The 20,852-nt window shown below is 73.0% G+C and carries 17 protein-coding genes; 3 read left to right on the top strand and 14 right to left on the bottom strand.

Translation table 11 applies throughout. The annotated features are described in order from the left end of the window. Position 1: 1 nt before the first annotated feature. The 5 genes from mftC to ACXJMZ_RS23010 all read right to left on the bottom strand — a co-directional run bounded on the left by mftC (position 2) and on the right by ACXJMZ_RS23010 (position 2,710). Complete coding sequence (gene mftC / locus ACXJMZ_RS22990; RefSeq protein ID WP_457031939.1) at positions 2-1,204, bottom strand: mycofactocin radical SAM maturase; 1,203 nt, start codon at positions 1,202-1,204, stop codon at positions 2-4. A 30-nt stretch (positions 1,205-1,234) separates the two neighbouring features. Then, positions 1,235-1,504, bottom strand: a complete 270-nt coding sequence (gene mftB, locus ACXJMZ_RS22995) for a mycofactocin biosynthesis chaperone MftB (protein ID WP_200948297.1) — start codon at positions 1,502-1,504, stop codon at positions 1,235-1,237. An 11-nt stretch (positions 1,505-1,515) separates the two neighbouring features. Further along, positions 1,516-1,626, bottom strand: a complete 111-nt coding sequence (gene mftA / locus ACXJMZ_RS23000; RefSeq protein WP_457031940.1) for a mycofactocin precursor MftA — start codon at positions 1,624-1,626, stop codon at positions 1,516-1,518. A 137-nt stretch (positions 1,627-1,763) separates the two neighbouring features. Further along, the gene (locus tag ACXJMZ_RS23005) at positions 1,764-2,270 is read right to left on the bottom strand and encodes a flavin reductase family protein (RefSeq protein WP_457031941.1); all 507 of its coding nucleotides are present in this window, start codon (positions 2,268-2,270) and stop codon (positions 1,764-1,766) included. Positions 2,271-2,527: 257 nt separating this feature from the next. Further along, positions 2,528-2,710 (bottom strand): hypothetical protein, encoded by a 183-nt coding sequence (locus tag ACXJMZ_RS23010; protein WP_457031942.1) that lies wholly within the window; start codon positions 2,708-2,710, stop codon positions 2,528-2,530. Positions 2,711-2,946: 236 nt separating this feature from the next. Between ACXJMZ_RS23010 and ACXJMZ_RS23015 the strand changes: the two genes are divergently transcribed. Continuing rightward, positions 2,947-3,939 (top strand): LuxR C-terminal-related transcriptional regulator, encoded by a 993-nt coding sequence (locus ACXJMZ_RS23015; protein WP_457031943.1) that lies wholly within the window; start codon positions 2,947-2,949, stop codon positions 3,937-3,939. Positions 3,940-3,961: 22 nt separating this feature from the next. Here the strand turns inward: ACXJMZ_RS23015 and ACXJMZ_RS23020 are convergent, their stop codons facing one another. From ACXJMZ_RS23020 to ACXJMZ_RS23055, 8 genes are read right to left on the bottom strand one after another with little or no spacing between them, the layout of a single operon-like run. Continuing rightward, on the bottom strand, positions 3,962-4,807 hold the full coding sequence (locus tag ACXJMZ_RS23020; protein ID WP_457031944.1) for a 4'-phosphopantetheinyl transferase family protein: 846 nt from the start codon (positions 4,805-4,807) through the stop codon (positions 3,962-3,964). Then, positions 4,804-5,043 carry a phosphopantetheine-binding protein gene (locus ACXJMZ_RS23025; RefSeq protein WP_057230139.1) on the bottom strand — a complete coding sequence of 80 codons (240 nt, stop codon included), beginning with the start codon at positions 5,041-5,043 and terminating at the stop codon, positions 4,804-4,806. Before ACXJMZ_RS23025 ends, ACXJMZ_RS23020 begins: the two co-directional genes overlap by 4 nt. Beyond that, positions 5,027-6,943, bottom strand: coding sequence for an HAD-IIIC family phosphatase (locus ACXJMZ_RS23030; protein ID WP_457031945.1), 1,917 nt, complete (start codon positions 6,941-6,943; stop codon positions 5,027-5,029). Before ACXJMZ_RS23030 ends, ACXJMZ_RS23025 begins: the two co-directional genes overlap by 17 nt. Before the next feature lie 13 nt (positions 6,944-6,956). Beyond that, positions 6,957-7,979 carry a 3-oxoacyl-[acyl-carrier-protein] synthase III C-terminal domain-containing protein gene (locus tag ACXJMZ_RS23035; protein WP_057230141.1) on the bottom strand — a complete coding sequence of 341 codons (1,023 nt, stop codon included), beginning with the start codon at positions 7,977-7,979 and terminating at the stop codon, positions 6,957-6,959. Then, positions 7,976-10,939 carry a type I polyketide synthase gene (locus ACXJMZ_RS23040; RefSeq protein ID WP_457031946.1) on the bottom strand — a complete coding sequence of 988 codons (2,964 nt, stop codon included), beginning with the start codon at positions 10,937-10,939 and terminating at the stop codon, positions 7,976-7,978. Before ACXJMZ_RS23040 ends, ACXJMZ_RS23035 begins: the two co-directional genes overlap by 4 nt. Further along, positions 10,939-11,262: an acyl carrier protein gene (locus tag ACXJMZ_RS23045; protein WP_057230143.1), complete on the bottom strand. Its 324-nt coding sequence runs from the start codon at positions 11,260-11,262 to the stop codon at positions 10,939-10,941. The genes ACXJMZ_RS23040 and ACXJMZ_RS23045 overlap by 1 nt, the downstream gene beginning before the upstream one ends. 29 nt (positions 11,263-11,291) lie before the next feature. Beyond that, positions 11,292-13,037, bottom strand: a complete 1,746-nt coding sequence (locus ACXJMZ_RS23050; RefSeq protein WP_457031947.1) for an acyl-CoA dehydrogenase family protein — start codon at positions 13,035-13,037, stop codon at positions 11,292-11,294. Further along, positions 13,031-14,851 carry a fatty acyl-AMP ligase gene (locus ACXJMZ_RS23055; protein WP_457031948.1) on the bottom strand — a complete coding sequence of 607 codons (1,821 nt, stop codon included), beginning with the start codon at positions 14,849-14,851 and terminating at the stop codon, positions 13,031-13,033. The genes ACXJMZ_RS23050 and ACXJMZ_RS23055 overlap by 7 nt, the downstream gene beginning before the upstream one ends. A 248-nt stretch (positions 14,852-15,099) precedes the next feature. Here ACXJMZ_RS23055 and ACXJMZ_RS23060 point away from each other — a divergent pair, with 248 nt between their 5' ends. Together ACXJMZ_RS23060 and ACXJMZ_RS23065 are read left to right on the top strand one after the other, a co-directional pair. Next, on the top strand, positions 15,100-17,838 hold the full coding sequence (locus ACXJMZ_RS23060) for an AAA family ATPase (protein WP_457031949.1): 2,739 nt from the start codon (positions 15,100-15,102) through the stop codon (positions 17,836-17,838). 193 nt (positions 17,839-18,031) lie between these two features. After that, the gene (locus ACXJMZ_RS23065; RefSeq protein WP_457031950.1) at positions 18,032-18,988 is read left to right on the top strand and encodes a polyprenyl synthetase family protein; all 957 of its coding nucleotides are present in this window, start codon (positions 18,032-18,034) and stop codon (positions 18,986-18,988) included. A 91-nt stretch (positions 18,989-19,079) separates the two neighbouring features. On the opposite strand, the gene ACXJMZ_RS23070 is transcribed toward ACXJMZ_RS23065, so the two are convergent. Continuing rightward, positions 19,080-20,852, bottom strand: a 1,773-nt coding sequence (locus ACXJMZ_RS23070) for an AMP-binding protein (RefSeq protein ID WP_457031951.1), incomplete at its 5' end; no start/stop codon positions are given.

The raw sequence follows: 20,852 nt of genomic DNA on the forward strand, positions 1-20,852 counted from the left end.
GCTACCGCCCGGCGGCGGCGAGGCCGGCCAACGGACTGGTGTCGCAGGCCCGGTCGGGCAGACCGGCGGCCGGGGGAGCCCAGCCGATCTGCACCGGCACCGGCCCCGGGCCGCGGCCCCGGCGCGAGTGGTCGCCGCTGGGCCGGGGGATGCTGCCGGGGCCGAGCGCGGCCAGCGCGGTCTCGCCGTGGCCCTTGACGCACTCGGGGTCCGGCGCGTCCATCGGCAGGCCGGTGAAGAACTTCGCGGCCATGCAGCCGCCCCGGCAGGAGTCGAAGGCGGAGCAGGAGCCGCAGGCGCCCGCGCTCTGCGGGCCGCGCAGCTCGGCGAAGAGCGGAGCGTTGCGCCAGACCTCGGCGAAGCCGCCGGGCGAACGTACGTTCCCAGCCAGGAACTGGTCGTGGATCGCGAACGGGCAGGCGTAGACGTCGCCGACCGGGTCGATCAGGCAGACCACCCGGCCGGCCCCGCAGAGGTTGAGGCCGGGCAGCGGGGTCGAGCCCAGCGCGTTGAGGTGGAAGAACGAGTCCCCGGTGAGCACCCGCTCACCGTTGGCCACCAGCCAGTGGTAGAGCGTGCGCTGCTGCTCGGCGGTGGGGTGGAGTTCGTTCCAGACCTCGGCGCCGCGACCGGCCGGGCGGAGCCGGGTGAGCCGCAGTTGCGCACCGTAACGCTCCGCGATTTCGGCGAAGTCGTCCAGTTGGTCACAATTTTGACGTGTCATCACCACACTCAGTTTGAAGTCCCGGAAGCCCGCTTGGGCGAGGTTGTCCATCGCGGTCACCGCGGTCCGGTACGAGCCGGGGCCGCGTACCGCGTCGTTGACCTCCGCCGTGGCACCGTCGATCGAGATCTGTACGTCCACATAGTCACTGCGGGCGAGCAGCCGGGCCCGTTCCGGCGTGATCTTGATTCCGTTGGTGGAGAACTTGACCCCGACTTGACGCTCAGTGGCGTAGTCCACCAGCTCCCAGAAATCCGGCCGGACGGTCGGCTCGCCGCCGCCGATGTTCACGTAGAACACCTGCATGCGCTGCAATTCGTCCAGGACGGAGCGGCACTCGGCGGTGCTCAGCTCCCGGGGGTCGCGCCGCCCGGAGGAGGAGAGGCAGTGCACGCAGGCGAGGTTGCAGGCGTAGGTGAGCTCCCAGGTGAGGCAGATGGGGGCGTCCAGCCCGTGCTGGAACTGGTCGACGAGCTTCATCCGGGTACTCCCTGGTGAGTGGGTGATCTCTCAGCGCGGCTGGATCGTTCCGGCCTCGGCCAGCCCGGCGAGAGCCGTGAGATAGGCCCGCCGCTGCTCGGCCGGCACGCCCGCCTGATCCAGTGCCCCGTGGACGTCCGGATGGGAGATCAGTGCACGTACCGTTTTGACCAGCTCAAGAGACTTGAGAAAGGACAGTCGGCGGGTCGAGAAGTCATAGGCGAGAGCCCCGAAAGGCTCGGGTCGCAGCGAGACACTCGGTGCGCAGCGGTACGGAAGGTCCGGATCGAATGACGACACTGTTCCTCGAATCAGTAGACGCCGCACATGCCGTCGATGGAGATCTCCTCGACCAGGAGATCCTCCTCCGGAAGGAAGTCGGACTCGTCGTCCTCGGAGGGGTCCGGCAGGAATTGCGCCATGGCTTTCTCCTTCGCATGGAGCGGGTCCGGATATCCGGCCCTGGTGTTCACGCTAATCGCGCGGGCGGTGTGGTCGGCACCCCTGTCCGGTGCCTTAGGGGTGTCCTCCGGGGTGCCCTCCGGGTCGGCTGCGGCGCTCACTCCGGCAGGGCGTGGAAGCCCCGGCGAAAATAGACCGCAGGGACTGTTTTGCGCATCCGTGCCTCGCGCACCCGGCCGACCAGGATGGTGTGGTCGCCGCCCGGATGGCGGGCATATGCGTCGCACTCCAGCGTCACTGCCGCCGAGTCCAGTACCGGCTGCCCCTTCTCGTTCGGCCGGAAGTCGCTGTTCGAGAACTTGTCCACGCCCCGGGTGGCGAACCGGACCGCGAGCTCGGCGTGCTCCGGCGTGAGCACGTGGATCACCCAGGACTCCGCCGCCAGGAACGCGGGGTGGCACTGGGCGTTGTCGGCGAGGCAGACCAACACCAGGGCGGGGTCGGCCGACAGCGAGCAGAACGAGCTCGCGGTGAAGCCCCACCACCGCCCCTGGCGGTCCGTGGTGGTCACGATGGTGACCCCGCTGGGGAAGGCGGCCAGCGCCTCCCGGAACGTGGTCGGTGCTGCTGCGTTCGGTGCGGTGGCGGTCGCCACGGTGGTCATCCGAGACCTCCCTCGTCTGCGGCCGGACAGCGGCCGAGCTCGACGTTAGGGGCGGCGGTGATCGAGCACGCCCCCTAGCCGACCCCCTGCGGACCCCTGCTGTTCGACCGGTCCCGGACAGCAGACTGCCCGGACCGGCGCTCGCGCGCCCGGCCCGGGCAGGTGGTGCAAGGTGCTCACATGTGTGCGGTCGGCCACCGCCCCCGGGGCCGTCCACTCACCGCTTCCGTACGGATCCGCGGTGTCTGGCGGGTTGGTTACGGCCAGCCGTCGTCGTCCCCGCCGGGGCGGGGAGCGGAGCTCGCGGTGGGCGTGGTCGTCGGGGCGGGAGTGGCGCCGGCGTCGGACAGTGTGATCACTCCACGGGGTCCGTCCGCGAAGGAGGCGACGGTGGGCAGGGCCGCCACGACTGCGGCGAGCAGGATGCCCTGGATGGCCATTTTTGTCCTCTTGGAAAGCAACATTACATCCCCCATACAGAGACTGACTGGCTAGTTGCTCAAACTCGCCGCCTTCCGGGTCGGTGCTCTCGGTGGCGACACCGCATAGGCTGCCGAGAGCCGCATGCTTGTGCCAAGCGGAACCCGATGGCGTAAAGTTGCTTGGCAACAACTTCGCAGGGTTGGGGGGAGCTCGGATGGGCGAGGGGGTGCACGGATACTTGGATTTCGCGGAGTTGGATGATCTGAGTGCTGCTGCCTATGGCCATGCCGTCGAGTTAGGGCGATTCGACAAGAACGATATCGCCGAGCGGCTTTCGGTCGGTGAGTCCGAGCTCGTCCGGATCGAGCAGGTGCTGCGACTGCTGAAGCTCCTCCAGCCGATGCCCGGACACCCGTCGGTGCTGGTCCCGGTGGGGCCGGACGTCGCGGCGGCGGATCTGGTCGGTGGGGCCGAGAACCAGATCCGCGACCTTCAGCAGGCCGTGACGGACGTCCGCTCCAAGCTGTTGTCGTTGACCCCTCTCTACTTCGAGGGCCGCCGGCTGCGGAACCGGCTGGAGGCCTTCGACGTGATCAGCGACCCCAGTGTGATCCGGTCGATGATCGACAGTCTGGGCAAGAGCTGTCGCCACGAGCTGCTCGCCATGCACCCGGGTGGACCGCGTCCGGCGTTCGTGCTGGCGTCCGCCCGTGACTCGAACAGCCGGATGCTGGAGCGCGGGGTACGGGTCAAGACCATCTACCAGCACACGGCCCGCGGTGACCTCGCGACCAAGTCGTTCGTCCGGGACGTGACCGCGCTGGGTGCGGAGTTCCGGACCGCCGACGAGCTGGTGGACCGGGTCCTGATCTACGACCGGGAGACCGTGGTGCTGGCCCGGCACACCGGGGCGGACGGGACCCCGACCGCCGCGATCGTCCGGGAGTCCACCCTGGTGGGGTTCGTCTGCAAGGTCTTCGAGTACATCTGGGACGGGGCCACGCCGTTCAACCCGGAGACCGCGAAGGCCGAGGCCATCACGGACGACCTCAAGCAGTCGGTGCTGCGGCTGATGGCCAAGGGCTACAAGGACGAGATGGTGGCGCGCCGGCTGGGCATGTCGGTGCGCACCTGCCGCCGGCACATCTCCGAGATCACCGAGGAGCTGGAGGCGACCAGCCGGTTCCAGGCCGGCTTCAACGTGGCGATGTCCGGCATCCTGGACCAGTTCAAGGACGAGTTCTGACGCCGGGTCGGCCGACCCGGCGTCAGCCACCGTCACCCAGCGCGTCGGTGATCGCCTCCACGGTGTCCCGGTCGAGCATGCTGGTCAGCTCGGCGTCGTCCAGCTCGCCGAACCCCGCGTCGTAGACGGCGGCACTGATCCGGTAGCCGTTGTCCAGCAGGAAGGTCCGGAACGCCCACTCCTCCCCGGTGCCGGGGCTGCCGTCGGGGCGGTGCACCCGGACCGGCTTGCCGTCCGGGCCGAAGCCGAACTCGGTGAAGCTGAACTGCATGCCCTGGCCGATCGCCTTGCTGTACGCCTCCTTGAGCGTCCAGAGCCGGACCAGGCTCGGGTTGCGGTCGTGCTCGGGCAGCGCGGCCAGCGACACCAGCTCGTACGGTGTGCAGACGTGCCGGCCCAGTCCGCGGCCGTACATCGGCCGGTCCGCCCGCTCGGCGTCGACCCCGATCAGGCCCCGGGTGGTGAGGCCGACCAGCAGCAGGTCGTCGGTGTGGCTCAGGCTGATGTCCACCTGGTCGCAGCCGCGCAGGTACGGCCGCCCGGTCGGCCCGTAGCCCAGCTCCAGGGTGTCCGGGTCGGCCCGCAGCACTGCGGCGCCGGCCCGCTTGAGCAGCACCCGGGAGGCGGCGTACCGGTCGCGGACCGAGGGGTGGGCGAGGTCGAGGTAGCGGGACCAGTCGCGGCCGAGCACCGCGCGCAGTTCGTGCGCGGCGGGCAGGTCGGGCTGGAGGTCGCCGAGTTCGGCGTAGACCAGGGCGGTGCCGTGCCGGGCCAGGTCGGCCCGGACCAGGTCCCAGGTCTTGTCGCCGATGACCTCGACGGGCTCGCCGAGTGGTGGCCCGGTAGGGGTGGCTCCGGGGCGGGTCATGCTGCTTCCTCCAGGACTGCGTAGATCTCCCGGAGGTTTCGGGCCGCCAGGACGGTGGGGACGGGGAGCCGGCGCCCGCTRCCGGATTCCAGCAGGGTGACCAGTCGGAGCAGGTTCATCGAGTCCCAGCCCGGCAGCGCTGCCAGCTCGGTCTCCGCGTCCTGGTCGGTCAGCTCCAGATCGAGTTCCGTGCGGACCAGGCGGAGGAATCCGTCGAGGCTATCGAGCCCAGGCATCTGTCGGCCATCCTAGATCAAGTGTGACGTGGACATGAAGAGGGGGCTGCGGTGTGAACTCCAGCCCGTGCCGGAAGAGCACCCCGTCCTCGGTCCGCGCGGTCTCGGTGAACCCGAGCTCCGGGTAGAAGAGTTCCGCGCGGTGGTTCTTGGCCGTCGGCGTGAAGCGGGCGTGCACGGCCGGTAGCCCGGCCGCCCGACTCTCCGTCAACAGGGCGGCCAGCGTGGCCTGTTCGATGCCCCGGGTCAGCACCCGGCAGCTCAGCCAGACGTTCTCCAGCAGCAGCCCGTCCGGGGTGTGCCGGCCGAGCAGGGCGCCGACCAGGCCGTTGCTGCCGAACCGGTCGGCGGCTCTGATCGCCAGCAGCAGCCGGCCGGGGTCCTCGGCCACGGCGGCCGGGTCGCCCGGCTGCAGCCGCAGTCCGGTCAGGTTGAACTGGTTGGTCCGCTGGGTGAGTTGGACCAGTCGGGGGTACTCGTGCGGCTCCGGCGGACCGAGCCGGACGCTGACCCCGAGCTGGTGCAGGAAGTCGGCGTGCGAGCCGCTGTGCTCGCGCAGCCGGTGCCGCTCGCCCTCCAGCCGGTACTGCTCCGGTCTGGCCCGGTCCTCGTCGGTCAGCCGGAGCACGTCGAACCACCCGTCCGCCAGCAGCCGTTCGCCGTGCAGCGCGGGCTCGCCGTCCAGCGGCAGCACGGCGACCTCGGGCAGGCCGAACCGGACCTGGGCGCGCTCGCCCGGCGAGTCGTCGGCGAACACCAGCGAGTCGGTGCCGATCCCCAACTCCTGGGAGATGGCGGCCAGATGGCCGTCCTTCGGCAGCCAGTCGGCGTGCACCCGGGCGAAGTCCGGCTCCCGCAGCACCAGGTCGGGGTGCGAGCGGAGCGTCTCCAGGACGGGCTCGAGGTCGTTCTTGCTGCTCACCGCGAGCAGCACGCCCTGCGACGCGAGCTGGCGGACGGTGCGCTGGAAGGCGCCGAAGGCCTCGCCGCGCAGGGTGTCCGCGGCGGCGATGCCGTCCGGGCCGTCCTCGCCCAGCACGCCGTCCCAGAGCGTGTTGTCCAGGTCGAGCACCAGGCACTTGCGGGTCAGCCCGGTCAGCGACCTGGTCAGATGGCCCACCTCGCGGGCGTACCCGGCCAGCACCGGTGCGGTGAAGCGGACTTGGGCGTAGCAGGCCAGCCTGGCGTCCTCGACCGGGCCGGTGGCGGCGGTCAGCGGGTCCAGGTCGAGCACCACCAGCGAGCGGTGCCGCTCGGTCAGCCGGAGCAGCCGGGCGTTGAACTCCCGCCAGACGGCGCCGAGCCGGGCCCGGGAGGCGTGGTCGACCAGCTGGCCGGTGTGCCGGCGCAGCAGTGGCAGGGTGTTCAGCACCAGCAGGCCGGGGGCGATCCGCTCGTGCTCGGCCACCAGCCAGCTGATCCGTTCCAGCACCCGGTCGGCGGCCTCGGCCAGCTCCTCCACCCGCCAGGGGGAGGGCAGTTCGGTGAACACCGTCTCGGCGTCCAGCAGGCAGAGCGAGAGGTCGGGCCGCTCCAGCAGCAGCTGGCCGCCCGGATCGGTGAGATCGCGCAGCCAGCCGCCGTGCTCGCCGATCAGCGGACGCAACAGCAGGCCGTGCCGGGCCAGTTCGGCGGTGAGCGGGTCGACCAGACCGGCCACGGTGGACTGGCCGGTGATCGCGACGGTGACCACCTGGGTGGCGGGGTGGTGGTGCAGCACCTCGTCCGGGTCGAGCCCGGCGAGCAGCCGCCCGGCCCGGCCCAGCAGGGCGTCCCGGTCGGCCGGTTCGGCCTCGTCCAGCAGCTCGGCCAGCAGGGCCGGGATGCGGTGGTGGGCCGCGGCCAGCTCCCCGACGGCCCGCAGGCCGCGCAGTCGTTCGATCGGTGTGGTGGTGGTCATCTCCGGCCGCCTCTCAGACCTTCTCCAGGGCGAAGCCCGCCTTGATCCACTTGCTGGACTCCACGGTCACCGCAAGCGCCCGCTGACCCGACCTCAGATCCGGTAGCAGCCGGGCCAGTTGAAGAAACGGCAGGGCGTTGCCGGTATTCCCGGTCTCGCCCACGCAGCTGACCTCGTGCACGCCGGGGACGGCCAGCCGCTCCACGATCCGGGTGGTCATCCGCTCGGAGAGCTGCGGGGGCAGCAGGTGGTCCAGGTCCTCGACCTGCCAGCCGACCTGCTCCAGCAGCTCCCAGAAGATCTCCACGGCCATCACCGGGACCTGTTCCTCGATCGCCTTGTAGTCCTCGCGCAGCAGTGGCCGGTCCTGGTCGCGGTCGGTCAGCCCGTACCAGTCCACGGTCTGGCCGGCCGGGCGGCCCAGGCCGGTCAGGCTGTTCAGCACGCCCCGGACGGCGACCTGCTCGCCGAGCGGCTCGGCGGTCAGCACGGCGGCGCCCGCACCGTCGCCGAACAGCAGGTAGTTGACCAGCTCGTCGGTCGGGATCCGGGCCAGGTCGCGGTTGAAGTCCAGGTGACGGTGGGTCACGTCGCCCCCGACCACCAGACCGGCCCGGCGGCCCGAGGCGATCAGGGTCCGGCCGAGATCGAGTGCCTGGACGGCGCCGGAGCAGCCGGCCTGGAGCTGGTAGACCGGCAGGTAGTCGAGGCCGAGCCGGTCGGCCACCTGGCTGGCGGTGGTCGGCAGCAGGGTGTCGGGGGTGGTGGTGGAGAGGATCAGGAACTCGATGTCGGGCGCCTCCAGGGCGGCCGACTCCAGCGCCTCGGCGGCGGCCTGCGCGCAGAGGTCGGCCAGCGACCAGCGGACCTCGCCGGTGCCGAGGTCGCGGCCGAAGTAGCGCGACCTGGTACCGACGAAGATGTCGATCCACTCCTCGCTGACCCCGAGCAGCTTGCCGAGCACGGCGTTGTCCACCGGGTCCCCGGGCAGTGCGGTGCCGACCGAGGCGAGGTAGGCGGTGGCGGCCTCGGTCATGACACCCTCGCCAGGGCCAGTTCGCGCAGGAAGTCGGCCAGCGAGCCCACCGAGCGGAGTGCGGGCAGCAGCTGACGGATCGACACCTCGCCGAGGTGCGGCAGTGCCTCCTGCACGACGTCCTTGAGCTGCATGATCATCACGGAGTCGAATCCCAGGTCCTCGTAGAAGCGGGTCGAAGCCAGCACCCGGTCCGGCCGGTACTGGCCGACGGTGACCACGGCGTCGATCACGGCGGCCAGCACCGGGTCCTCGGTCTGCCGGACCGGTGCGGGAGCGGGCACCGGAGCCACGGTCGGCTCGACCGGCGCCGGGGTGGTGGCCCGGTCGGCCCGGCGGCTCCAGTACCGGTTCTCGGCGGAGAACACGTACGGGCGCAGCCGCTCGACGGTGCGGTACTCGGCCGGGTAGAGCGCGTCCCACTCCGGGTCCAGGCCGGCCCGGTAGAGCGTGGCGGCCAACTCGGCGAGCTGCCGGCCGTCCGCCTCGGGTCCTGGCACGGGGTGCAGGTGCTCGGTGCCGGGGGCGAGCCCGGCCCGGCGGGCCAGCGGGAGCAGGGTGGGCCGGGGGCCGATCTCGACCAGGTGGGTCGGTGCGACCTCGGTGGCCAGCGCGGTCAGCGCGGCGCCGAACAGCACCGGCTCGGTGGCCTGGCCGGCCCAGTACGCGGCGTCCAGGGGCTCGTCGTGCAGCAGCCGGCCGTAGCGGGTGGAGGCCATCGGCAGCCGGGGCGCGGCCGGCCGCAGCCCGTCGGCCAGTTCGCGCAGGCCGGTGGCGACCGGGGCCATCCGCGCGGAGTGGAAGGCCCGGGTGACGTCCAGCCGCCGGGTGCGCAGACCGCGTCCGGCCAGCCGCAGCGCGGCCCGGTCCAGCGCGTCCAGCGGGCCGGAGAGCACGCTGTCGGCGGGGGAGTTGACCGCCGCCAGGGCCAGGGTGGGCTCGGCCGCCAGCAGCTCGGCCAGCGCCTCGGGGCCGGCCCCGACCGCGAGCATGCCGCCGCCGGCCGGCAGGTTCCGCATCAACTCGGCGCGGGTGGCGACCAGTTCGGCGGCCTGGTCCAGGTCGAGCGCCCCGGCCGCGACCGCGGCCGCGTACTCGCCCAGGCTGTGGCCGAGCACGGCAGCGGGGTGGACACCGAGCTCGCCGAGCGTGCGGGTCAGCGCGTAGCCGACCGCGAAGAGTGCGGTCTGCGCGTCGCCGGTGTCGTACCAGGACCCGGCGCCCGAATCGTCGCCGCGCAGGATCAACTCCCGGGTGGAGCGGCCGGTGTGGCGGGTGAGCGCGGCGTCCGCCTCGCCCAGGAAGTGCCGGTAGGCGGCCGAGTCCCGGTACAGCCCGGCGGTCATCGCCGGGTACTGGCTGCCCTGGCCGGTGTAGACGAAGGCCACCACCGGCCTGGTCCAGGAGCGGTGCGCGGGGGTGCCCGCGTCGATGCCGTGGGTGGCGGCCTGCCGCAGCCGCTCGGCGAGTTCGGTGGTGTCCCGGGCGGCGACCGCGTAGCGGTAGGGCAGCCCGGTCTTCACCCGGTTGCTGCTGAAACCGAGCGAGGCCGCACCGCCGCGCGGCCGTTTGGCGAACGCCTCGGCCTGGTCGGCCAGGTTGCGGCGGAGCGCGTCCGGGGTGTCGCCGGTGACGGTGAACACGCCGACCGGCTCGGTCTCCCCGGCCGGGCGGGCGGCCCGGCGCGGGGTGCGGGGCGGCCCGGCCAGCACCATGTGGGCGTTGGTGCCGCCCATGCCGATGCTGCTCACCCCGGCCAGGATCTCCCCGGCGGGCAGCCGCATCGGGGACTTGAGCAGCCGCAACCCGCGCTCTGCCAGCCGGAGTTGGGCGTTCTCCCGGTCGGCGTGCCGGCTGGCGGGGACGATCCGGTGGTGCAGCGCCAGCGCCACCTTGATCAGCCCGGCGATCCCGGCCGCGCCCTCGGTGTGCCCGATGTTGCCCTTCACCGAGCCCACCGCACAGGTCTTCTTCCGGGGCACCGCGTGCACCCCGCCGAGCGCCGCGCACTCGATCGCGTCGCCGAGCGCGGTGCCGGTGCCGTGCGCCTCGACGAAGGTGATCCTGTCGGCGGTCACCCCGGCCCGGCGGTAGGCGGCCTCCAGCACCTTCTGCTGGGACCACCGGTTGGGCGCGGTGACGCCGTTGCTGCGGCCGTCCTGGTTGACCGCTGAACCCCGGATCACCGCGTAGATCCGCTGGCCGTCGGCGACCGCGTCCTCGAGCCGGCGCAGCACCACCAGGCCGAGCCCGTCGCTGCGCCCGATCCCGTCGGCGTCCGCGCTGAACGGCTTGCACCGCCCGTCCGGCGAGCCCAGGCCGAGCTGGCTGTACATCAGACCGAGCGCGGGGGTGAGCACCAGGTTCACCCCGCCGGCCAGCGCGGTGTCGCACTCCCCGGCCAGCAGCGCGTTGGCGGCCAGGTGCACCGCGACCAGCGAGGAGGAGCAGGCGGTGTCCACCGCCAGGCTCGGCCCGGTCAGGTTGAGGTGGTACGAGATCCGGTTCGCGGTCATCCCGGCGGCGCTGCCCGCGCCGAGCTGCGGGGTGACCCGGGACGGGTCGCCCATCCGCAGCCGGCCCCACTCGCCGCCCATCACGCCGACGAACACCCCGGTGTCGGTGCCGGCCAGCGCGCCGGGCGCCTGCCCGGAGTCCTCCAGCGCCCGCCAGGCGCACTGCAGCAGCAGCCGCTGCTGCGGGTCCATCGCGGCCGCCTCGCGCGGGGAGAGCGCGAAGAAGTCGTTGTCGAAGCCGTCCGCGCCCGCGACGAAGCCGCCCCGGTTGATCCCGGCCCGCGCCGACTCCGGGACGGTGTCCGGGAGTTCGTCGGCCTCCCAGCGCTGCGGCGGCACCTCGCCGACGCTCTCCCCGCCCCGCATCAGCAGGTCCCAGTACGCCTCGGCGTCGGGTGCGCCGGGGAAGGCGCAGTCCAGGCCGACGATCGCGATCCCGCCCATCAGAACCGGTCCTCCGGTGACTCGGGGGCTCCGCCCCGGCTGCGCCCGGCGGCCGCGGGGATGGCCACCGTGAGGTAGCCGACCAGGCTGTCCAGGGTCGGGTGGTCCCAGAGCAGGGTGGGCTCGACCAGCAGCCCGAACTCGTCCTCCAGGTCACCGCAGAGGCTCAGTGCGCCGACCGAGTCCAGGCCGTACTCGGCCAGCGGGACGGTGGGGTCGATGGTGAGCGGGTCGCGGTGCTGGTAGAGCGAGACGCGCTCGAGCAGCCAGTCACGGGCGGCGGTGGCGGGGTCGGCCGTCTGCCAGGTGGCGGGAGTGGGCATGGCAGGTCTCCTTCGGGGTCTGCGGCCGGTCAGCCGGGGAGGGGCGTGTTGTAAAGGTCGTAGCTGCGCCGGTCGCTGAACCGCAGTTGCACCTCGTGCAGCAGGCGGGTGTCGCACTCCGGCGGCAGGTCGGCGACCTGGGTGCCGAGCCGCCGGGCCAGCCGGTGCAGTGCCGCCGCCGCCCAGCTCGGATCGGCCAGGAACGGGTCCGCGCCGTCCCGGTTGTGCCACCAGACCCCGAGCACGGCGGCCGCCGCGAGCAGCAGCGCGTACCGGTCGACCAGGGCGAAGCAGGCCGCCCCGCTGGGCGAGGTGCGTTCGGCCGGGTCCAGCGCCAGCACCCGCTGCCGCAGGTCCGCCAGCTCCTCGGTGAGCTGCCCGGCCAGGGTGCGCAGTGCCCGCTCGACCGGGGTCCGGCCGTCGATCTGCGCGGCGATGGCGACCAGCGAGCCGCTCAGGCTGTCCCGCCCGGTGGCCAGGCTGAGTGCCTCGTTGCGCAGCGGCGGCAGTTCGCCGCCGAGCCGGAACAGCGCGGCGGGCGCCTCCGGTTCGACCAGCCAGGACCTGGCGGCCAGCCGGGGCAGCTGCGGGATGACGGTGGCCTGGCAGGCGACCGTCCCGGCGTGGCCGAGGCTGAGCACCGGTACGTCCCTGACGTGCTTCTGGAAGATCCCGAAGTTGCCGTCCCGGGTGTAGACCCGGGCGCCGAGCACGATCGACAGGTCGTGCATGGTGTCGTTGAGCACCCGGGGCATCAGGTACTTCAGGGCCGCCGAGTACACGCTGGTCTGCTCCGGCAGCAGGTGCAGCGCGCGGGTCGCGGCGACCGAAAGGCTGTCGAAGAGCAGCAGGTTGACGAAGGCTCCGGTCATCGCCCGGTCGGTGCGGACCGGGTCCAGCCAGGACGACTCGGCGTGCTCGGCGCCCCGGTCGTGGTCGAACTGGACGGCCGTGCGCAGGCTGGTGTCCACCGCAGCGAGCGCCGCGGCCGCGATCACCGTCCGGCTGATCTGGAAGGACCGCAGCGCCAGCGTGACGCCACCGCCGACCGGACCGAGCAGGGCGCTCTCCGGGACCGGGCAGTCGCGGAAGTCGATCCCGGTCCACCGGCAGCCACGCAGCCCGACCGCCAGGTGCCGGGGCCCGATGGTGGCCTTCCCGGCGGGCAGCCGGGTCGGGTCCAGCAGCAGGACGGACTGGCTGCGGCTGCCGCCGGTCCGGTCGGTCTCGCAGAACAGCACCAGGGCGGCCGCCCGGTCCAGGTTGTTGATCATCGGCTTGGTGCCGTTGAGCAGAAAGGTTTCGTCTTGGGCCTGCGCGGTCACTCCGCTGCGGACGTAGTCGTTGCTGTGCGCCGTCTGGTGCTGGGCGATGGCCGCCTTCGCGCCGCCGAGCAGCTGGTCCGCGAGCCGGCGCTGCTGCTCCTCGGTACCGGCCAGCCAGACGTCGGACGCGGCCATGAAGGTGTGCATCCCGTAGCCCATACCGAGCCCGACGTCCCGGCGGAACACCGGGCGCATCACCCGCACCAGGGTCTCCATCGAGTCCAGCCGGCCACCGAGCCGGACCGGTACGTACTCGGCGTTCAGGCCCGCCCGGTCCAGCAGTTCCTCCCCGGCCGCGAACGGCACCGCCGTCCGGTCGGCGGCCAGCAGGGCGCCGTAGCCGCTCGGGTTGGCCGGGTCGGTCGGGTCGCCGAGCAGTTCCTCGAGCGCGGCGATCCTGGCCTCGGCCGGCCCGGTCAACGGCCCGGCCAGCGTGCCGGTGCTCACCATGGCCGGCCCTGTCCGGCCGGCTCGGCCTCCAGCAGGTCCTCGCCCAGCAGCGCGTCGGTGGCCCGCACCTTGGCCCGGACCGCCGGGTCCAACACCTCGGCCTCGCCGCGCAGTTCGGTGTCCAGGAAGAGCTTGCGCATCAGGTTGCGCTGCACCTTCCCGCTGGTGGTGCGGCGGACCGCGCCGGGGCGGACCAGCAGCACGTTGCCGACCGGGATGCTGAACTCCCGGCTCAGCTCGGTCTGGATCTCCCGCACCAGTGCCCGCAGGTCGAGACCGGCCGGCAGGCCGCCCCGGGCCGCCCGGAGCTCGTGCACCACCACCAGCTGCTCGCGCTCGATGTCCACCGAGAAGGCCGCGCCGACCCCGCCGCCGAGTGCCGGGCTGAGGCCGCGGGTCGCCCACTCGATGTCCTGCGGGTAGATGTTGCGGCCGTTGAGGATGATCACTTCCTTGCTGCGACCGGTGATGTAGAGCTCGCCCTTGTGCAGGAAGCCGAGGTCACCGGTGCGCAGGAAACCGCGCTCGCCGTTCTCCAGACCGGCCCCGAACACCGCCGCGGTCTCGGCCGGACGCTGCCAGTAGCCCTGGGCCACGCTGTCGCCGCGCAGCCAGATCTCGCCGACCGCACCCTCCGGCAGCTCCAGGCCGACCACCGGCTCGACGATCCGCAGGTCGTAGTCGAGCACCTGACCACTGCTCACCAGGGTCCGGGTCGGCTGGTCGGCGACCGGCTCGGCCACCTGGTCCAGCTCCAACGCGGCGGCGTCCACCGGCAGTTCGGCGAACGGGGTGAGCGGCACCCCGCCGGAGACCACCAGGGTGGCCTCGGCGAGCCCGTAGCAGGGGTACAGCGCCTCGGCCCGCAGCCCGGCGGGGGCGAACCGCTCGGCGAAGGCCCGGAGCGTGTCGGCTCGCACCGGCTCGGCACCGTTCAGTGCCAACCGCCAGTGCGAGAGGTCGAGTTCGGCGATCTGCTGGTCGGTGACCCGGCGCAGGCAGAGGTCGTAGCAGAAGTTCGGGCCGCCGCCCGCGGTGACCCGGTACTCGTCGATCGCCTGCAGCCAGCGGGCCGGCCGGCGGACGAACGAGGTCGGCGACATCTGGACGGACATGCTGCCGAGGAAGAGCGGGTGCAGCAGGTGGGCGATGAAGCCCATGTCGTGGAAGTGCGGCAGCCAGCCGCCGAACCGGTCCTCGGAGCTGGTGCGGAAGACGTTCTGCAGGGCGCTCTGATTGGCCAGCAGATTGCGGTGCGAGACCATCACGCCGCGCGGCTCGGAGACCGACCCCGAGGTGTACTGCAGGAAGGCCAGGTCCTCCGGCCCGCCGCTGCGGTCCCGCCAGGCGTCGGCGTCGCCGAGCCCGGGGACGTCGCTGGCCAGGCAGGCCACGTTGCGCCGGCCGGTACGGGACAGCCAGAGCGCGATGTCCGGCGCGCTCGCGGTCTCGGTCAGCACCAGTCGGGCGCCGGTGTCCTGGATCACTGCTGAGGTACGGTCGATCCGGGTGCCCCGGCCCTCACCGCCCGGCAGCGGCACCGGTACGGCCACCGCCCCGGCGTACAGGCAGGCCACGAAGGCCTTCAGGAACTCGGTGGTGGAGGAGTAGAGCAGCAGGACCGGTTTGCCCTCGGCGCCCTGGAGTTGGAGCAGCGAGGCGATGCGTCGGGCCTCCCGGTCCAGCTCACCGTAGGTCAGCCGGTCGGCCCTGGCACCGTCCACGGTGTCCTGCAGGAAGACGTGGACGTCGTGGTCGGCCAGGGCGGCGGTGCGCGCGCGGACCAGATCGGTGAAGGTGTCGAAGCCAGACATGGGTTCCCCTCGCATCAGCTGTGGACGCTTCGGCGGGGCCCGGACGACGGGCCCGACATACCGTCAGATCATCCGGTCGACAGCTAAAGCCCCGCTTGCGCGGGCGAGAGTTGTTGCCGTGCAACTTCCGGTCACCGAGGGCGGGCCACCGCCGTGCTTAGACTGGATTCCGGTTCGAAGTTGACTACATTCCCGCCGTTCGGCCGAATTCTCGGCGCTGTTTGTCATGCGGGAAAACGGGGGATCCAATGACGCTGATCGACCGTGAAGCAGAACTCGCCGCAATGGATTCAGCACTGGCCGGCACCGCCGCCGGCCAGGCCAGGATCGTCCTGGTCGAAGGGGCGGTGGGGTGCGGGAAGAGTGAACTCGCCGATGCCGTCGCGGACCGCGCCGAGGCGGCCGGAGCCACCGTGCTGCGGGCCCTGGGATCGGCGGCCGAGCGCGAGCTCCCGCTGGGAATCCTGCGCCAGCTGATCGCCTGCACACCACCCGGTGTGCTGCCCGAGCTCACCGGAGAGCCGGGCCGTGCCAACGTCGGTGCGATGCAGGCGTTCTCGGCCGCCGCCTGCGAACTTGCTGCGATGGCACCGGTGGTGATCGTGGTGGACGACGTGCACCACGCCGACGAGCAGTCCTGCGGCTACCTGCTGCACCTGGCCCGCACCACCCGCTGGGCGCGCATCCTGCTGGTGCTCACCGAGTCGGTGCACGAGCGCGGTGACGACCCGGTGTTCGGCACCGAGCTGCTCCGCCGTCCGAACTTCCAGCGGATCAGGCTGGAGCGGCTGAACGGCGCGGCGGTGGCCCGGCTGGTCTCCGAGCAGCTCGGCCCGGACGCGGCCGAGCGGCTGGCCGGCCGGTTCGCCGAGGCCACCGGCGGCAACCCGCTGCTGGTGCGCGCGATGGTCGAGGAGCACCGGGTCACCGGGGCGCAGGAGCCCGAGGTCGGCGGCGCGTACGCGCAGGCCGTGCTCACCTGCCTCTACCGGTGCGGCCCGGCGGTCCGCGAACTCGCCGAGGTACTGGCCGTGTTGGACGACCTCGCCACCGCCGAACGCGCCGCCCGGCTGCTCGACCTGCCGCTGGCCACCGTGAACCGCGGCGTCCAGGCGCTCAGCGCGGCCGGCATCCTGGACGGCGCCCGGTTCCGCTACCCCGCCGCCCGGGCCGCCGTGCTCGAGTGGACCGACGACAGCGCGCGCACCGAGCTGCACCGCCGGGCCGCCGAACTCGCCCACCGGACCGGCGTGCCTGCCTCCTCGGTGGCCGCCCAGCTGCTCGCCGCCGACCGCACCGACCTGCCCTGGGCGGTGCCGGTGCTGCACGAGGCGGCCGAACAGCTGCTGGCCGACGGTGCGGCCGAACGGGCCTGTGCCTGCCTGGAGCTGGCCGACCGGAGCGGCGCCGACGACGAACAGCGCGCCCAGTTCCGCACCATGCTGGCCGCGATCGCCGCGCGCTCCGACCCGGGCGCCGCCGAACGGCACCTGGCCGGCCCGTTGGACCTGCTCAGGGCCGGCTCGCTGGCTCCGGCCCGACTGGCCGCGCTGGCCCGGCTGCTGGCCACCCAGGGCCGGATCGACGAGGCGGCCGAGGTGCTGGAGCGGATCACCGCCCAGGACCCGGCGGCCCAGGACGGTGCCACCCGGGACGGTGCCACCAGGCCTGGCCAGGGCGGCCGTTGGGCCGACCCGCTGGACGGCCTGTCCGCCTTCCCGCGCTGGACCGCCGCTCCGCCGGTGGAGCCGGGCGGGGTGCCGAGGCCGATCCGGGCCGCCTCGCCGACCACGCTGTGGACCATCCCCGAGTACGCCGTCGACGGGTCGTCAGGAGCGGCCGCCGAGCTGTTCCTGCGCGGCGCGACGCTCTCCGAGGCCACCGTGGCCCCGATCGGCCAGGCCGTCCGGGCGCTGCTACTCACCGAGGGCCCGGCCCGGGCGATGCCCTGGTGCCACCTGTACACCGAGGCGGCGATCCGGGCCGGCGCCCCCGGCTGGCAGGCGGCGTTCACCGCGCTGGGGGCCGAAGTCCTGCTGCGGCAGGGCGATCTGACCGGAGCGGAGAGCCGGGCGGCGGCCGCGATGGACCTGCTGCCGGAGCGCGGCGGCAGCGTCTTCGCGGCCGGAGTCTCGGCCACCCTGATCCGGGCCAGCACCGCGATGGGCCGGCACGACGCGGCCGCCCGCGAGCTGGCGAGACCGCTGCCGGAGGGGCTGGCGGGCAGCTTCCAGGGGCTGGCCCACCTGCGTGCGCGTGGTCAGTACCACCTGGCCACCAACCGGTTCCACGCCGCGCTCGGCGACTTCCTGCAGATCGGCCGCACCATGCGCCGGTGGGGTCTTGACCGGCCGCTGCTGCTGCCCTGGCGGATCGGCGCCGCCGAGGCGCTGATCCAGCTCGGCGAGGCGCACCAGGCGGCCCGCTTCATCACCGACCAGCTCGGCTCCAAGGACGCCGCGCACCCGTGGGTGCACGGCATCTCGCTCCGGCTGAAGGCCGCCCTGAGCGAGCCCAAGGAGCGGCAGGTGCTGCTCGCCCGTGCGGTGGACGAGCTGCGCACGGTCGGCGACACGTACGAACTGGTGCTGGCGATGGCCGACTTCGGGCAGGTGCTGAAGGAGACCGGCGACAGCAACCGGGCCAACATGGTGAACCGGCGGGCCTGGCACCTGGCCGACGAGTGCGGGGCGCACGCCCTGCGCGAGCGGATCCTGCCCGGCCACACCGCGACGCCCGGCGCACCGGAGGGCGGCCGGACCGACGTCGGGTACGCCGAACTCGACGCCCGGCTCAGCGAGTCGGAGAAGCGGGTGGCGATGCTCGCGGTGCACGGGCACACCAACCGGGAGATCGCGATGAAGCTCTACATCACGATCAGCACGGTCGAGCAGCATCTCACCCGGGTCTACCGGAAGTTGAACATCACCCGTCGGCAGCAGCTGCCGGTGGACCTGCACCTGCTCGGAGCCGCCGAGCACGCGTGACGCACGGTCAGGAGCCGGCCAGTGACAAGAGGATGGCAAGAAACTGTCGCGTCCATGCCAGGCATGGCCTGGATGGGACGGTTCCCGGCCCTGAGGTTGGGAAGTGTGTTCTCCGGGGCCGGATCGCATTGTGGGCGGGCCGCCCGTTCGAGAGGCTTGGTGACAGACCCGAGCCGATCCAGGGAGGCACACCATGGCAACGCCGTTCCAGCTGTCCGACCCGGCCGTGCCCGAACTGCTCCGGGCCCGGATGCTGGACCGGGTGGAGGAACGGCTGCGTGGCCTGCTGGCCGCCGAGCACTCCGCCACCCGGGTCGCCGACCCCAGGGCCGTCACCCCGATCCGGGCGCTGGCCGACCAGGTGACCGCGGGCGGTGAACGGACCAGGGCCACCCTGCTGCTGACCGGCTACCTGGCGGCCGGCGGCAGCCCGGCCGGCTCCCAGGTGATCGACGTGGCGGCCGCCCTGGAGCTGCTCGACACCTGCCACCTGATCCGGGGCGACGTACGCGACAACGTCCCGCTCCGGCGGGGCATCCCGACCCCGCACGTCGGCCACGCCGCCGAGCACGAGCGGAACGGCTGGCGCGGCGAGCCCCGCCGGTTCGGCGAGGCCACCGCCACGCTGGCCGGTGACCTCGCGGTGGCCTACGCCGACCGCCTGGTGGGCGGGCTGCCGGGCGAGGCCCGGGCGATCTGGGACCAGCTGCGGATCGCCCGGGTGCTCGGCGCGCACGCCGAGGCGGCCACCAGGACCGAGTACCTGGACGACCCCTGGCCGCTGGGCTGTCTGGAGGGCTGTACCCCCGGCTGCGCGGCCGGCTGGTACGCGGTCCGGGAGCCGTTGCTGCTCGGCGCCGCGCTGGCCGGGCGCCCCGACCTGGCGGACGAGTACGCCGACTACGCCGGCCGGCTGCACGCGGCCTGGCGGCTGCGCGGCTTCCTGGACAGCGGGGCGGCGAGCGACTGGCACGCCCGGATGCTCTGCGAGATCCTGCTCGGCCGGGAGGAGAAGGACCGTACCGAGGACCTCATCATGCGGCTGGTGAACGAGGCCGACCTGGCGGTGGCCGAAGCACCGCTGCGATCCGGTTGGCACCGTGAACTGGTCAACCTGGCTGCGAGGTTGGCTCTCGCGGGCGCCTGGTGAACGTAGCTGCTGTGGGCAGACGTTCCAGCATCTACGGTCAGGGGCCTGGGTCACTGCGAAAGTGCCTGACCCTTTACGCATGGATCACCTCTTACGAGGCTGGCGTCGCAGTTCCCCGAGCCCCTGACCGTAGATGCTGGGTCGCCTGCCTAGAAGGAGGCCTGGGGGCTCCCGGGCGGAGGCGGTCGAGCCAGCTCCGGAGGGCGTCCGCCCGTAGGCCGCCGTGTACGTCCCGGGGTAGCGAGCCCGCCAGTTCCAGCCGGGTGGGCAGGAACGCCTCGGCCAGCCCACGGGCCGTCAGATGCCGGCGCAGCTCCGGCAGCCCGGGTGGGTCGGCCCCGGCCGTCGGGACCACCACCGCGCAGGTCAGCTCGCCGTGCTCGGGGTCCGGGTAGCCGACCACCGCGGCCTCCCGGACTGCCGGGTGTGCCAGCAGCCCGTCCTCCAGCTCGGCCACCGGAACGAGGAAGATCGCACCGGTCCGGTGGCCGGCCCACTGCACCACCTGGACGCCGCCGAGACCGTCCGCCCTGGCCAGGTCCCCGGTGTCCAGCCAGCCCTTGTCCTGCTCCCAGGGCAGCCGGAGCGTGTCGGCGCCGTGCGGCCAGCAGGCCAGGCTGACCGACGGGCCGCGTACCCGGAGCCGTTCGACGGCTGGATCGCCCGGGGGCCGGGGTAGCTCCGACAGGGGTGAGAGCTCCAGGCCCGGCAGCGGACGGCCGTCGCTCTCGGCGCTGCGCTCGGCCGGGGTCTCGCCTCGGGCCACCGTGCCGAGACCCACCTCGGGCGAGCCCCAGACACTGACCGCCGGTGCGCCGAGCGCGCCGGGCAGTTCGGCCAGCAGGGCGGCCGGGGTCCTGGTCCGCCCGCCGGAGAGCAGCAGCCGCAGGGCCTCGGGCCGCCGGGGTGCGCGCCGCTGCGCCGCCAGCAGCTCGGCCCAGTACACGGGTGCCGCGTACGCCCGGGTGACCCCGGCCTGCTCCAGCAGGTCGAGGCAGCTGTCCGGGTCCCAGACGTCCTGGAACACCGCCGTGCCGCCGACGGCCGGCGGCCAGTACACGGTGAACAGCAGTGAGGCCAGCGAGGTCAGTGGCAGCGCCGAGTAGACCACCTCGCCCGGCTCCGGGCCGAGACCGGGTGCCCGCTGCTGTGAACGCAGGCCCGCGTACAGGGTGTTGGAGGTGTGCAGAGCCGAGGTGTAGCTGTCGCCCAGGCCCATCACGGTGACCGCCAGCGCGGTCCGGTCCGGGTCGGTGCGGAACGGGTCGGTGCGGAATGGGATGCCATCGGACGGCAGTTGTTCGTGCGGGGTGTGCAGGAAGTACTCGGTGAAGTCCACCGCGCCGGTCGCGGCGGCGTCGCCGATCACCACCCGGTGGCGCAACCAGGGCAGCCGATGGGCCAGTTCGGCCAGCGCCTCGGCATGGCCGAAGCCCTCCCAGGCGTCCGGCACCACGCAGATCCGGGCCCGCAGATCGCCGAGCACCCGCTCCAGGCCGTGCGCCCGCAGGGTGGGCAGCACGGGCACCGCGACCGCGCCGATCCGCAGACAGGCCAGGGTGAGCGCGGAGGTCTCCCACCAGCTGGGCAGCTGGAAGGCGACCGGATCGCCGGGGCCCAGACCGAGCGAGCGCAGCGCCCCGGCGAACCGGTCCACGTAGCGGGCCAGTTGGCCGTAGTCGACGGTGACGATCCGATGGCCGGACGGGCGGTGCGCGCGGTGCGAGACGATCGCGGGCCGGTCGGGTGCGATGGCCGCCACCCGGTACAGGTCGTGCAGGAAGGTCTCGTCGCGCCACCACCCGGCCGCCCGGTGCGCGGCCGCCTGCCCGGGCGGCGGCTGGGCGGCGGCGAACAGCGCGGC

It is taken from the genome of Kitasatospora sp. P5_F3 (assembly GCF_054049135.1).

What these genes read in the sequence shown, in the direction of transcription:
- mftC (WP_457031939.1), bottom strand. Translation starts at nt 1,204, where the DNA reads ATGAAGCTCGTCGACCAGTTCCAGCACGGGCTGGACGCCCCCATCTGC.
- ACXJMZ_RS23005 (WP_457031941.1), bottom strand. Translation starts at nt 2,270, where the DNA reads ATGACCACCGTGGCGACCGCCACCGCACCGAACGCAGCAGCACCGACC.
- ACXJMZ_RS23040 (WP_457031946.1), bottom strand. Translation starts at nt 10,939, where the DNA reads ATGGGCGGGATCGCGATCGTCGGCCTGGACTGCGCCTTCCCCGGCGCA.
- ACXJMZ_RS23045 (WP_057230143.1), bottom strand. Translation starts at nt 11,262, where the DNA reads ATGCCCACTCCCGCCACCTGGCAGACGGCCGACCCCGCCACCGCCGCC.
- ACXJMZ_RS23060 (WP_457031949.1), top strand. Translation starts at nt 15,100, where the DNA reads ATGACGCTGATCGACCGTGAAGCAGAACTCGCCGCAATGGATTCAGCA.
- mftA (WP_457031940.1), bottom strand. Translation starts at nt 1,626, where the DNA reads ATGGCGCAATTCCTGCCGGACCCCTCCGAGGACGACGAGTCCGACTTC.
- ACXJMZ_RS23065 (WP_457031950.1), top strand. Translation starts at nt 18,032, where the DNA reads ATGGCAACGCCGTTCCAGCTGTCCGACCCGGCCGTGCCCGAACTGCTC.
- ACXJMZ_RS23050 (WP_457031947.1), bottom strand. Translation starts at nt 13,037, where the DNA reads ATGGTGAGCACCGGCACGCTGGCCGGGCCGTTGACCGGGCCGGCCGAG.
- ACXJMZ_RS23020 (WP_457031944.1), bottom strand. Translation starts at nt 4,807, where the DNA reads ATGACCCGCCCCGGAGCCACCCCTACCGGGCCACCACTCGGCGAGCCC.
- ACXJMZ_RS23010 (WP_457031942.1), bottom strand. Translation starts at nt 2,710, where the DNA reads ATGGCCATCCAGGGCATCCTGCTCGCCGCAGTCGTGGCGGCCCTGCCC.
- ACXJMZ_RS23030 (WP_457031945.1), bottom strand. Translation starts at nt 6,943, where the DNA reads ATGACCACCACCACACCGATCGAACGACTGCGCGGCCTGCGGGCCGTC.
- ACXJMZ_RS23035 (WP_057230141.1), bottom strand. Translation starts at nt 7,979, where the DNA reads ATGACCGAGGCCGCCACCGCCTACCTCGCCTCGGTCGGCACCGCACTG.
- ACXJMZ_RS23055 (WP_457031948.1), bottom strand. Translation starts at nt 14,851, where the DNA reads ATGTCTGGCTTCGACACCTTCACCGATCTGGTCCGCGCGCGCACCGCC.